Raw genomic sequence first — 12,280 nt, 5'->3', positions numbered from 1 at the left:
TAGAGCAGGCTGCGGATCAACCGCTGACGCCAGGGTTCTGGCTTTGCGGGTTTGCCCGGAGTGGCAGCGCTCATTGCTTGTCCTCCGGATGCGGCACCGATCCCGTGACCGTGTCGGCATCGGTCGCGGCTTCGATGGTGTTGATCATGGCGCCGATCGGATCGGGCTCGCCCGGCTTGACCAGCCGCGGCGGACGATCGGGCAGATTCTTCAGCGAGTCGTATTGCGTGCCGTTGACGGGCTTGAGCGGCAGATGCCGCTCGGCAAGTCCTTGCAGCCGCAGCGGCGCATCGAGCTTGGCCCATTCGGAGCGCAGCGCGGCGATGGCATCGCGCTGTTCGCGGATATCCGCATGCAGGCGCAGCACCCGCTCTGTGCGAGCGGTGGATTCCATCTTGATCCGGTAGACATAGGCCGCGGCGAAGATCAGCGCGCCGATGACGAAGAGGTGAATGATGCGCATGCGCTAGCCACCCCTCATGACGTCGGAAAGGCTCGGCCAGGACGACGACTCGTCCTCGGCATGCGCGCCAGCCGCGGTCCGCTCGGCGGCGCGCAGCTTGGCGGAACGCGCGCGCGGATTGTGCGCGACCTCCGCCTCGCCCGCAACGACCGGACGTCGCGTCAGAAGCTGGAAGCTCGGTGGGACCTGCGCGACCTCAGGCAGATGCCGGGAGCCGCCGCCGGTCTTGGCGCGTTCGCCGAGGAAATTCTTGACGATGCGGTCTTCCAGCGAATGGAAGGACACCACGACCAGCCGCCCGCCAGGCCTCAGCACGCGCTCGGCCGCTCCAAGCGCCGTCTGAAGCTCTTCGAGCTCTTCATTGACGAAGATGCGCAATCCCTGGAACGTCCGCGTCGCCGGATGGATATCGCCCGGTTTCGAGCGCACGACTCTTGCGACGAGATCGGCGAGCGCGCGCGTGGTGGTGATCGGTGCTTCCTCACGCGCCGTGACGATCGCGCGCGCGACTTTGCGCGAATGCCGCTCCTCGCCGAAGAGATAGATGATGTCGGCGAGATCGCTCTCGGACGCTTTTGCGACGACGTCGGCAGCGGTCGGTCCCGCCTGCCCCATCCGCATGTCGAGCGGACCGTCGAGCCGGAACGAGAAGCCGCGGCCGGCCTGGTCGAGCTGCATCGAGGAGACGCCGACGTCCATGACGACACCGTCGACGACGTCAACGCCTTGAGCGGCGCAGACCTCGGCGAGATTCGAGAAGCGGTCTTCGACAAGCGTCAGGCGGCCACCAGAGCGGTCGACCAGATCAAAGCCACCGGCGATCGCCGTGCGATCGCGGTCGATGCCGATGACACGGGTTCCCGGCACATCGAGGATGGCGCGGCTGTAACCGCCGCCACCGAAAGTCGCATCGACATAGACGCCGCCCTCGCGCGGCGCGAGATGCTCGAACGCCTCGCGACCGAGAACGGGAATGTGGGCAGCCGAGCTCATGCGCCCGGCTCGCAAGCGGCGCGGACGAGAACGATGGTTAACGCACCCATCACGTCTCGAATTATTCCGCTTGGCGGCGGTTCCACGGCTCAACCCCTGTACGGCGCGTTCGCCAAGCCCGGCGGTCCCAGGCCGCAAACCCTGTTTTCCGCATGGAATTTGTCGGGCAGCCATGGGATTTCGAGCAAAAAACGCGTTGGCCGCCTCCGGACGCGGGTCGGCTCTTCATCTCTCAGTAACGGCCCTTAGCGTTAAGAAAGCGTTGATGGTTCGATTACAAGTCAAAAAGGTAAAATCCGTGGTGATGCGTCATCCACACACTTTCTGCAAAATGCGCGCGTTAACCGATGCCGGCGATTGCGCGGCCGCAAGGGTAAAGGAATAGTAAAGTGAAGGGGGTGAAGGGCCCGCTCCTCCCATCCGATTGAGCCTTATGATGTCGTCCGGTTCGTCCGCGTCACCAGGATCTGATTCGAAGCGTCAACGTGCGCTCCCGGTTCCCAAGGCCGCAGCGAGCATGCGGACGTTCGACCCCGATTCCTCCATCGTCTCCGACATCATCCCTTCGCCGAACTATGGCGAGCGCAACAAGGGCCGTCAGCCGGACATGATCCTGCTGCACTACACCGGCATGCCCGATGTCGAGGGCGCGCTGGCGCGGCTGTGCACGGCGGGCACCGAGGTCTCGGCTCACTATGTCGTGCTGGAGGACGGCCGCATCGTGCAATGCGTGCCGGAGAGCAAGCGCGCCTGGCACGCCGGCGTCTCATCATGGGCGGGCGAGGACGACATCAATTCCTGTTCGATCGGTATCGAGATCGTCAATCGGGGCCATGATTGGGGCTATCCCGAGTTTCCGCTGCGCCAGATCGCCGCCGTGATCGCGCTGTGCCGCGGCATCATGCTCCGCCGCAAGGTGGCGCCGCATCGGGTGCTCGGACATTCCGACGTCGCGCCCGCGCGCAAGAAGGATCCCGGCGAGAAATTCCCGTGGCACTCGCTGGCCAATTCCGGCGTCGGCCACTGGGTGACGCCGGCGCCGATCGTTCGCGGCGAAAGCCTGATGCTCGGCACCATCAGCGATGAGGTGTTGAGCCTGCAGCAGGCGCTCGCCAAATATGGTTACGGCGTCCCGCTCACCGGCAAGTACGATGCGACGACAATGGAGGTCATCACTGCCTTCCAGCGCCATTTCCGCCCGGCGCGGCTGGATGGCGTCGCCGATCACTCGACGCTGTCGACCTTGCAGGCGCTGCTCGCGAGCTTGCCGACCGATGGCACGACCGTCGCAGCGAAGTGACGGCACAGGCCACAACCTCCGTCATTCCAAGCAGGGCAACTGAATAGACCCTCACCCTGAGGAGCGCGCTCTTCGCGCGCGTCTCGAAGGGCGAGGCCCCCAGCGGGGCCTTCATCCTTCGAGACGCGCGTTCCGCCCTCCTCAGTATGAGGAACTGACTACCCAATCTCCCTCATCCTTCGCGCATACAGCCTCCGCAGCGGCTCGAGTTGCGTCGCCTCGGTCGCCGCGACATATGCCTCTCGCGCCTCTTCCTTCCGGCCAAGCCGTCGCAACAAATCAGCGCGCACAGCGGGCAACAGCTCATAGCCGTCGAGCCCGCCGCGCGCCGCGATCGCGTCGACGAGATCGAGCGCGCGGGCGGGGCCATCGACCATGGACACGGCCGCAGCATGATTGAGCTCGATCACGGGCGAGGGATTGATCCGCAGCAGCACTTCGTAGAGTCCGGCGATCTGCGGCCAGTCAGTCTCCTCATAACTCGGCGCCCGCGCATGGAGCGCGGCAATCGCGGCCTGCACGGCGTAGGGCTGCGGTCGGCCGGGCAAGCGCAGCGCGTCGTCGACCAGACACAAGCCTTGCTCGATCTGCGCACGATCCCACAGCGTGCGGTCCTGCTCTTCCAGCAGCACGATGTCGCCGGCCGACGTCTCGCGCCCGGCGCGGCGCGCATCGTGCAGCAACATCAGTGACAGCAGCCCCTTGATCTCGCCGCGCTCTGGTATCAAACGATCGAGCAGGCGGCCAAGCCGGATCGCCTCGATCGCGAGATCGGGCCGCATCAGGTCTGCACCTGACGTCGCGACATAGCCTTCGGTGAAGACGAGATAGATGACGGCAAGAACGCCGCGCAGCCGTGGCTCCAGCGCGTCGCGCTCCGGCACCTCATAGGGAATGCCGGCGAGCCTGATCTTCTGCTTGGCACGGACGAGACGCTGCCCCATCGCCTCCTCGCTGACGAGAAAGGCACGCGCGACCTGTGCCGTGGTGAGCCCGCACACCGTACGCAGCGTCAGCGCGACCTGGACTTCGGGCGCGAAAGCAGGATGACAGCAGGTGAAGATCAGCCGCAGCATATCGTCGTCGAGCATCGTCGCCGGCTCATCGGGCGCCTGGGCATTCAACGCAAGCTCATGCACGAGCGCCTGCTGCTTGCCGCGAAACGCAACCTGGCGGCGAATGCGGTCGATCGCCTTGTTGCGCCCGACATTGACGAGCCAGGCGCGCGGGTTGTCGGGAAGCTCAAATGTCGACCACCGCTCCAGTGCAGCCGCAAAGGCGTCCTGGAGTACATCTTCGGCGAGATCGAAATCACCGACGAGGCGGATCAGCGTGGCCAGCGCCCGCCCCGCCTCGTCGCGAAAGATCTTGTCGATGTCGGTGGACGAGATCACTTGTAGATCATGATCGGCCTGACCTCGATCGATCCGTTCTTGGCGCCGGGAATCCTCGCCGCCATCCCGATCGCGGCGTCGAGGTCCTTGGCCTCGACGAGATAGTAGCCGCCAAGCTGCTCGCGTGTCTCCGCGAAGGGACCGTCGGTCGTCAGGATCTTGCCATCGCGCACGCGCACGGTCGTGGCTGTCGTGGTCGGCTGCAGCCCGTCGCCGGCCTTGAAATTGCCGCTCTGGATGATCGATTGCGTGTAAACACCATACTCCGCCGACATCTTCTGTCGGTCCTCGGGCGTCATCTTGCCCAGTTCAGCTTCGTTCCGATAAATCAGCAGCAGATACTGCATCGCTCACTCCTGTTGCTCGGCTGGATCGCCGACATCCAGTCGAACGGGCACACATCAAACGACATCTTCAGGATAAATTATTTTCGCATGTCGTGCGGAACGATATCGCCTTGACGAAACCGTCATAAATGCCCATTGCGTAAGCCGTCAGTCGGCCGGACGGCCGCCCCTGCAAGTGCCGAAAGGCCGCCGGGGAGGAAAGTCCGGGCTCCCTTGACATGCGGTGCCGGATAACGTCCGGCGGGGGCAACCCTAGGGAAAGTGCCACAGAGAACGAACCGCCCCGCTTGCCTTCGGGCTTCGCGGGGCAAGGGTGAAAAGGTGCGGTAAGAGCGCACCGCGGTTCCGGCAACGGAGCCGGCATGGCAAACCCCACCGGGAGCAAAACCGAATAGGGACGGCTTAAGCGGGCTGTTCGCGCAAGCGATAACGCCGCGGGGCGATGTCAGGCCCGCCGTCCGGGTAGGTTGCTCGAGGCAATGTGCAAACATTGTCCCAGAGGAATGGCCGTCACGTATCGCCTGCGCAAGCAGGCGGTGCCCTACAGAACCCGGCTTACAGGCCGGCTGATGTTCTAAAGCGTTTTCGAGCGAAGTGGTTTTCCGGTTCGCGTGAAGAAAACGCATCTTGCTAAGGAAGCAACGAGGGGTTCGGCGCCAACGCGCCGGGCCCCTCACCATTTCTGACGCCGTCATTCCGGGGCTCGCGAAGCGAGAACCCGGAATCCATCGGGCCGCAGTGTTCGTGGAATGATGGATACCGGGCTCGCGACTTCGTCGCGCCCCGGAATGACGGAGAAGGGCTACACCACGATCTTCTCAAGCACCGCCATCAACGTCTCCGGCGCCGTGACATTCGGCGCGTGGCTGGCGTCGAGCTCGAAATACCGCCAGCCCGCCTCGCCCTTCGTGCGCCTGGCGAACTGCCCGAACACGTCACCCGGTGGAACGCGCGTGCAGTAGATGTAGCTGCGGGGCATCGCCGGCTCGCCGTGTTCGAGCTTCAGCTTCGTCCCGAAGCATTTGACCGGCATGTTGACACGGTGCGCATTGAGCCAGTCGAGATCGGCTTGCGGAGTATCCGGCGGCGGTGGGTTAGGCGGGATGCGATAGCCATCGCCTGCGGCAGCAGCTTTACGCATCGGCTCGCGCCCCTGTTCGTTGAGATCGAACAGCGACTGACCGTCGCGCGGCACGAAGGCATCCAGATAGATCAACTGCGCGACCCGGTCGCTGGCGCGGTCGGCAACGCCGGTTGCAACCATGCCGCCATAGCTATGGCCGAGCAGCACGATGTCGCTGAGATCGTCGAACCTGATGACGTTGAGGATATCCTGGATATGTGTCTCCAGGTCGATCGAAGGATTTGCAAGATGCGACCGCTCGCCGAGGCCGGTGTAGGTTGGCGCCACCAGGCAGTGGCCAGCCTGCGCCATCAGCGGATGCATCTTCTTCCACGCCCACCCTCCCGACCAGGCGCCGTGACAGAGCAGGAAGGTTTTGGGCGAGCGTTCGATCATCGACATTTCCATCGTTTCTTCTCGGCTACGATGGAGTGTAGCGGCCGACCGCGCGATGTAAACGTCGCGCCCCCTTAGGCAGCTCGCACTGCGGACTTGGTCTTGACGAGCACCGGCGCGAGCTGGCCGGCTTCGCGCCGATGTTTGCTCTCCTCGAAGCCGTGCATGCCGACCTGCCATTGCAGTCCGACAATGGCGCCCTTGGTCGGCTGCAACAAGGCGAGTGAAGCAAACAGCGTCACCGGCAGCCACACTGCCAATTGCAACCAGACCGGCGGCGCATAAGCCGTCTCGATAGCGAGGATCGCCGGCACCACGAGATGGCCGACCACGACGATGACGAGATAGGCGGGAAGATCGTCGGCGCGGTGGTGAAAGAGCTCCTCGCCGCAGACGTCGCAGCTGTCCGCCACTTTCAGGAAGCGCTTGAACAAATGGCCTTCGCCGCAATGCGGACACCTGCCGGAAAACCCGCGCCACATCGCCTTCGCCAGAGAGACTGAACCGGTCGCCATGACCACACCTCTTTCTTTCCAACGATCCATACAATAGTATCTTGCATCCATACATTCAAAGAAAACGGCCGGATTTGCATGGATTGGGTCCCTACAATCGCGGAGCTCAGCGGCCCGCGCTACCAGCGCATCGTCGAAGCCATGGAGGCCGACATCGCCGCCGGAAGGCTGGTGCGCGGCCAGCAATTGCCGACGCAGCGCGCGCTGGCCAAGTCGCTCGGCATTGATCTGACGACGGTGACGCGCGCCTATACGGAGGCGCGACGCCGCGGGATTCTCGAGGCACGGGTCGGACAGGGCTCGTTTGTCTCGGAGACCAGCGCGCGACGAACGGTCGACCTGCCCCACCCGGTCACGATCGATCTGTCGATGAATGTGCCGCCGCATCCGCTGGAGGCGCAACTCGACGAGCGGATCCTTGCCGGGCTCGAGGCAATGCGCCAGCAATCCGGCCTGACAGCATTTCTCAACTATCAGCCACCGGGCGGCAGCCCGCACGAGCTCGATGTCGCGGCGAAGTGGATACGCACGCGCGTTCCCCATGTCCGCCCTGACCGGCTCGTGATCTTTCCCGGCACGCAGACGATCCTGTTCAACGTCATCGCCTATCTCGCCGGGCCCGGCGACGTCGTGTTGACGGAAGCCCTCACCTTTCCCGGCATCAAGGCGGTCGCCGCACGGCTCGGCGTCAAACTGGTCGGCGTTGCGATGGATGAAGGCGGCATCCTGCCTGAAGCACTGGCCAGGGCGTGCCGGGAAAACAAGCCGAAGGCGGTCTATCTCATTCCGACGCTGCACAATCCGACGACGGCGACGTTGTCGGCCGAGCGGCGGAGCGCAATCGCAAAAATCGTCCGCGACGCCGACACGACGCTGATCGAGGACGATGCCTATGGCCTGCTCGACCGCTCGGCTTCGCCGATCGCCAATCTCATTCCGGAGCGGACTTATCTTGCGACCACACTCTCCAAATGCATCGCGCCGGCGCTGCGCGTGGCCTATCTGGTGACGCCCGACGCCGCCGCGCAGCAAGAGATGCGCAGCTATCTTCAGGCAGCCGTGCAGATGCCTGCGCCGCTGATGGTCGCGCTCGTCACCCATTGGCTCGAGACCGGGGTTGCGGACCGCATCATCACCGCGATCCGCAACGAAGCGATCGGCCGCCAGCAGCTCGCACAGCGCGCGCTGAAAGGTTTTCAGTTCCTTGCCAAACCTGCCGCGCATCATCTCTGGCTGCGGCTGCCGGAGGGCCGGAGCCGGACGGAGATATCGGCGCAACTGCTGCGCAACGGGCTTGCCGTCATCGCGAGTGACGCCTTCGTGGTCGGCGATCATCCGCCGCATGCGGCACGACTATCGCTCGGCGCCGCACGTAATCGCGCTGAGCTCGGCCAGGCGTTGCAGATTCTCCTCAATGCGCTGCACAGGCCGGTCGACGCCCGGCAGATCGTCTAAAGCGCGAAGAGATCGAGATGAATCATCATCGCGCTTTAGGTTGTTGTTTGAGCATGATCTTTTCGGAAAACCGCTTCACACTTTTCCGGATCATGCTCTAGTACACCGCAAACAACAACAAGGACACAAGTGGTGGACACGTTCAACTACGCGCTGTTGCTTTTCGGCGCATTGGCCGGCGGCTTCGTCTCCGGGCTGGCCGGTTTCGGCACCGCGCTGATGGCGCTCGGCATCTGGCTCTATGTCTTGCCGCCGTCGCTCGCGGTACCGCTGGTGCTGATCTGTTCAGTCATCGCGCAGGCCTCGACGCTGCCCTCGATGTGGAAGAGCTTTGACCTCTCACTGGTCTGGCCGTTCCTGATCGGCGGGCTGGCCGGCGTCCCGCTGGGGACCATGATGGTCGCCCAGGCCGATCCAAAAGTCTTCAAGCTCAGCATCGGCGTCTTGCTGCTGATCTTTCCGACCGCGCTCTACCTCAACAAGCGGCCCCTCGCCTTCAAGTTCGGCGGCAGGATCGCCGATGGCGCGATCGGTTTCGCCGGCGGCATTTTGGGCGGCCTTGCCGGATTGTCGGGGCCGCTGCCGATCCTCTGGGCCAACATCCGCGGCTGGAACAAGCATGAGCGGCGCGGCATCTTCCAGCTCTTCAATTTCACGGTGCTGGCAGCCGCGCTGGTGTTGCAGACGGCATCAGGCCTGGTCGCGACGCAGGTGGTCTGGCTTGCGCTGATCGCGTTTCCGGGCACGCTGGTCGGCGCCTGGTGTGGTGCCCGCGTCTACCACGCGCTCAGCGACAAGCATTTCGGCGACGTCGTGCTTGGCCTGTTGTTCCTGTCGGGTGTCGGCCTCGTCTGGAACAGCTTTGGTGCGCACTAGCGCTGCCCCCACGGCGCCGGCAAGTCAGCCGGAGCCGTGGTTGCGGGATAACCAGAAGGAGCCTATTCGGCCGCGGTCGTGCCGATGGCCGCGATCTCCACCCCATCGCGCACAGGACCAGCCTCCGAGGGAGGCAGGCGCTTCTTGAACTCGCGGCGCAAGAGCCACAGGCTCAAGGCGGCTTGCAACGTCGTCGCCGCGATCGAGAGGTACCAGACCTGCTCGATCCGAAAGCCCGGTCGCGTCGACAGCCAGATCGCCGGCAGCGAGTAGGTGAGCACGCGTGTCATCGAGCTCAGCAGCACCGGCTTGGTGTTGCCGAGGCCCTGGAACATGCTCGAGCAGGTGAAGATCACGCCCTGCGCCACCATGTTGAACGAGATGATCCGCAGGAACAGGAAGGCAATCCTCATGGTCTCGCGGTCGTTCGAGAATCCGGCGAGCAACCACTGTGGCTTCGATTGCGCAAGGATCATGAAGCCGATCATCACGACGGTGACGATCAGCACCGCCTTGACGAAGGTTTCCCGCACGCGCGCACCGTTTCCGGCGCCGACATTCTGGCCGGCGATCGGCCCGGCCGCGAGCGCAACCGCAAGCCCCGGCATCTGGATCAGGCCGAGCACCCGCTGCCCGATCCCGAATCCCGCCTGCGCCGGCGCGCCGAAATCGCGCAGGACGTAATAGACCACCGCCATGAAGATGAACATCATCGCGAACTCGCCGCCGGCCGGCAGGCCGACATTGAGAATCCGCTTCCAATGATGGAATTGCGGACGCCATTGCGCTGGGTCGAAGGCGACATAGCGCTCCAGTCTGTGGAAATAGACATAGAGCATCAGCGCGCCGGCCAGGACGCCGATCGTGCTTGCGAGGCCAGCGCCGGCAACCCCGAAAGCGCGGCCGGTGCCCCAGCCCGAGATCAGCACCGGCGCCAGCACGATGTTGACGATCAGGGCGAGCGCCTGCACCAGCATGGTCGGCCGCACGACGCCGGTCGCGCGCAGCGCCGACGCCATCACCTGGATGGCGAATTGCAGCGCCAGTGCCGGCATGAACCAGAGGAGATAGGTGGTGCCCGCTTCGATCGTGGCCGCGTCGGCAGCGATCCCGCGCATATAGGGACGCGCCAGCACGGCACCGGCGACGAGCGTCAGCAGTCCGAACAGCAACGCCAGGGCGACCGACTGGTTGAAGATCAGGTTGGCGTCATCCCGGTCTTTGCGACCCACGGCATGCGCGATCAGCGCGACCGTGCCGACGCCGAGCACCTGCATCAGCGCATTGACGAGGAAGCTGGCATTGCCGGCCGCGGCCACGCCCGCGATGGCGGCCTCGCCCAGTCCCGAAACAAAATAGAGATCGACGAGTTGGCAGATCATGATCGTGATCATGCCAACCACGATCGGAGGGGCCATCGTCAGGATGTGGCTTACGATGGAGCCGCGTGTCAGGTCTTTCATGTTAATTTCCATTTCCGGCGTGGCTTCGGAGCGTTCATTCCTCGGCCACGCCTCCTGTCCTCACTCCGCTGCGACGTCGCGCCTGAACTCGATCACCTGACGTTCGAACAGGCCGCGATAGAGGCCACCTGGCCGCGCCGTCAGCGCCTTATGGGTACCCTGCTCGACGATCTCGCCGCGGTCGAACACCAGGATGCGATCCAGGCTGCGCACCGTCGACAGGCGGTGTGCGATCACGATCGAGGTGCGGCCCTTCATCAGCCGCTCCATTGCCTGCTGGATCAGCGCCTCCGATTCCGAGTCCAGGCTCGAGGTCGCCTCGTCCAGGATCAGCACCGGTGCATCCGCGAGGAATGCACGCGCCAGCGCGACGCGCTGCCGCTCACCGCCCGACAGCTTTACGCCGCGCTCGCCAACCAGGGTGCCATAACCCCTGGGCAGGCGCAGGATGAAGTCGTGCGCATTCGCCAGCCGCGCTGCATGCTCGATCGCTTCCAGGCTGGCGCCGGGCCGGCCATAGGCGATGTTCTCGGCAAGCGAGCGGTGGAACAGGATCGGCTCCTGCTGCACGATCGCGATCTGACTGCGCAGCGATTGCTGCGTCGCCTTCGCGATATCCTGCCCGTCGATCAGCACGCGGCCATCAGAAACGTCGTAGAGCCGCTGCACCAGCTTGACGAAGGTCGTCTTGCCAGAGCCGGAGCGGCCGACAAGTCCCACGCGCTCGCCAGCGCGGATGTCGATCGACAGGCCGTCATACAGCGGTGCGGGGTGGCCACCGTAGTGGAAGGTCACGTCGTCGAACACGATACGGCCCCCCTCGATCAGGATCGGCGTTGCATCCGGCGCATCGGCAATGCCGATCGGCTCGTCATGGATCGCGACCAGCTCCTCCATGTCATTGACCGAGCGCTGCAGGTTGTTGATGTGCATGCCGACGTCACGAAGATAGGCGTGGATGATGTAGTAGCTCGTCAGCACATAGGTGACGTCGCCGGGCGAGGCACGCCCCGCCATCCACAGCAGCACCGAGCCGCCGATCACCGATGCGCGCAGGCATAGCAGCAGCGAGAGCTGCGCCAGCGCAGTGTAGTTGTAGCGCAGCCAGGTCCGCCGCACGCGCACGCTCCAGCGCTTGATGACGCGGGCGAGCCGCGCATCCTCGCGCGCCTCCGCACCGAACGACTTCACCACCGCATTGCAAGTCAGCGCATCCGCCAGCGTTCCCCCGACCTTGGTGTCCCAGGCGTTGGAGACGCGCGCAGCCGGCGCGATGTAGCGCGTAGAGAACAGCGCCGTCATCGTCACATAGACCAGTGCGCCGAGCGCGATTACCGCGCCGAGCGAGGCCCAGTGCACCCCGAGCAGGATCATCGAGCCGACGAGCACGCAGAGCGAAGGCAGCAGCGCCAGCAGGATCGTGTCGTTCAAGAGGTCGAGCGCCCACATGCCGCGCGTGATCTTGCGCACCGTCGAGCCGGCGAACGAGTTGGCGTGCCAGTCGGTCGAAAAGCGCTGCACGCGCAAGAAGGCGTCCTGCGCGATGTCGGACATCAGCTTCAGCGTGAACGGCACGATCACCTGCAAACCGGCCAGCCGCAGCACCATCGACGTGAAGCCGAGCGCCACGATCGCGCCGAATGCGACCAGCGCGGCGTGGCGCGCGACGGGATCGTCGGAGCCGTGCGTCAGGGCGTCGACGAGACGCCCGGAGAATACCGGCATGAAGAGGTCGGCGACCGTCGCACCTAACAGGCCGCCGGCGACCGCGAGCGCGCGCCCCGGCTGCTTCAGCCAGTGGCGGAACACGAAGGGCAGCACCACGCGTATCGCCGCGGGCTTTTTTGACAGTACGGTCATGGCGTTATCCGGCTGCGCTTCCCGCGCAGTCCGGCTCCATCGATGGACGCATGACGGCTACGAGGGCCGAAAATGGCGTCGCTAAATCAGGTTGT

The 12,280-nt window shown here is 64.5% G+C and carries 11 protein-coding genes and 1 other RNA gene; 4 read left to right on the top strand and 8 right to left on the bottom strand.

The window, feature by feature from the left end:
- Positions 1-70: 70 nt before the first annotated feature.
- Both ftsL and rsmH read right to left on the bottom strand, forming a co-directional pair.
- Positions 71-463 carry a cell division protein FtsL gene (ftsL, locus tag SO156_RS26685; protein ID WP_458147809.1) on the bottom strand — a complete coding sequence of 131 codons (393 nt, stop codon included), beginning with the start codon at positions 461-463 and terminating at the stop codon, positions 71-73.
- Positions 464-466: 3 nt separating this feature from the next.
- Complete coding sequence (rsmH, locus tag SO156_RS26680) at positions 467-1,456, bottom strand: 16S rRNA (cytosine(1402)-N(4))-methyltransferase RsmH (RefSeq protein WP_498536818.1); 990 nt, start codon at positions 1,454-1,456, stop codon at positions 467-469.
- A 517-nt stretch (positions 1,457-1,973) separates the two neighbouring features.
- Here rsmH and SO156_RS26675 point away from each other — a divergent pair.
- Positions 1,974-2,756, top strand: a complete 783-nt coding sequence (locus SO156_RS26675; protein ID WP_458147811.1) for an N-acetylmuramoyl-L-alanine amidase — start codon at positions 1,974-1,976, stop codon at positions 2,754-2,756.
- 158 nt (positions 2,757-2,914) lie between these two features.
- On the opposite strand, the gene SO156_RS26670 is transcribed toward SO156_RS26675, so the two are convergent.
- Positions 2,915-4,150, bottom strand: a complete 1,236-nt coding sequence (locus SO156_RS26670) for an RNA polymerase sigma factor (protein ID WP_498536817.1) — start codon at positions 4,148-4,150, stop codon at positions 2,915-2,917.
- On the bottom strand, positions 4,147-4,497 hold the full coding sequence (locus tag SO156_RS26665; RefSeq protein WP_458147813.1) for a YciI family protein: 351 nt from the start codon (positions 4,495-4,497) through the stop codon (positions 4,147-4,149). Before SO156_RS26665 ends, SO156_RS26670 begins: the two co-directional genes overlap by 4 nt.
- A 147-nt stretch (positions 4,498-4,644) precedes the next feature.
- Here SO156_RS26665 and rnpB point away from each other — a divergent pair.
- An RNA gene (gene rnpB / locus SO156_RS26660) (RNase P RNA component class A) lies at positions 4,645-5,071 on the top strand.
- A gap of 228 nt (positions 5,072-5,299) precedes the next feature.
- On the opposite strand, the gene SO156_RS26655 is transcribed toward rnpB, so the two are convergent.
- Positions 5,300-6,016, bottom strand: a complete 717-nt coding sequence (locus SO156_RS26655) for an alpha/beta fold hydrolase (protein WP_498536816.1) — start codon at positions 6,014-6,016, stop codon at positions 5,300-5,302.
- Positions 6,017-6,090: 74 nt separating this feature from the next.
- Positions 6,091-6,531 carry a DUF983 domain-containing protein gene (locus SO156_RS26650; protein ID WP_498536815.1) on the bottom strand — a complete coding sequence of 147 codons (441 nt, stop codon included), beginning with the start codon at positions 6,529-6,531 and terminating at the stop codon, positions 6,091-6,093.
- Positions 6,532-6,609: 78 nt separating this feature from the next.
- Here SO156_RS26650 and SO156_RS26645 point away from each other — a divergent pair, with 78 nt between their 5' ends.
- Both SO156_RS26645 and SO156_RS26640 read left to right on the top strand, forming a co-directional pair.
- Positions 6,610-7,986, top strand: coding sequence for an aminotransferase-like domain-containing protein (locus tag SO156_RS26645; RefSeq protein WP_498536814.1), 1,377 nt, complete (start codon positions 6,610-6,612; stop codon positions 7,984-7,986).
- Between the two features lie 132 nt (positions 7,987-8,118).
- Entirely contained in the window at positions 8,119-8,862 is a 744-nt protein-coding gene (locus SO156_RS26640) for a sulfite exporter TauE/SafE family protein (RefSeq protein WP_498536813.1), read from the top strand.
- A gap of 62 nt (positions 8,863-8,924) precedes the next feature.
- Here SO156_RS26640 and SO156_RS26635 read toward each other — a convergent pair whose 3' ends face one another.
- Both SO156_RS26635 and SO156_RS26630 read right to left on the bottom strand, forming a co-directional pair.
- Positions 8,925-10,325 (bottom strand): MATE family efflux transporter, encoded by a 1,401-nt coding sequence (locus tag SO156_RS26635; RefSeq protein WP_498536812.1) that lies wholly within the window; start codon positions 10,323-10,325, stop codon positions 8,925-8,927.
- A gap of 60 nt (positions 10,326-10,385) precedes the next feature.
- Complete coding sequence (locus SO156_RS26630; protein ID WP_498536811.1) at positions 10,386-12,185, bottom strand: ABC transporter ATP-binding protein; 1,800 nt, start codon at positions 12,183-12,185, stop codon at positions 10,386-10,388.
- Positions 12,186-12,280 lie beyond the last annotated feature (95 nt).

It is taken from the genome of Bradyrhizobium sp. UFLA05-125 (assembly GCF_059803515.1).
This window is presented reverse-complemented; position numbering and strand designations above follow the sequence as displayed.

Coding starts and splice junctions, on each gene's coding strand:
- SO156_RS26635 (WP_498536812.1), bottom strand. CDS start 10,325: ATGAAAGACCTGACACGCGGCTCCATCGTAAGCCACATCCTGACGATG.
- SO156_RS26630 (WP_498536811.1), bottom strand. CDS start 12,185: ATGACCGTACTGTCAAAAAAGCCCGCGGCGATACGCGTGGTGCTGCCC.
- SO156_RS26665 (WP_458147813.1), bottom strand. CDS start 4,497: ATGCAGTATCTGCTGCTGATTTATCGGAACGAAGCTGAACTGGGCAAG.
- ftsL (WP_458147809.1), bottom strand. CDS start 463: ATGCGCATCATTCACCTCTTCGTCATCGGCGCGCTGATCTTCGCCGCG.
- SO156_RS26650 (WP_498536815.1), bottom strand. CDS start 6,531: ATGGCGACCGGTTCAGTCTCTCTGGCGAAGGCGATGTGGCGCGGGTTT.
- SO156_RS26645 (WP_498536814.1), top strand. CDS start 6,610: ATGGATTGGGTCCCTACAATCGCGGAGCTCAGCGGCCCGCGCTACCAG.
- rsmH (WP_498536818.1), bottom strand. CDS start 1,456: ATGAGCTCGGCTGCCCACATTCCCGTTCTCGGTCGCGAGGCGTTCGAG.
- SO156_RS26655 (WP_498536816.1), bottom strand. CDS start 6,016: ATGATCGAACGCTCGCCCAAAACCTTCCTGCTCTGTCACGGCGCCTGG.
- SO156_RS26675 (WP_458147811.1), top strand. CDS start 1,974: ATGCGGACGTTCGACCCCGATTCCTCCATCGTCTCCGACATCATCCCT.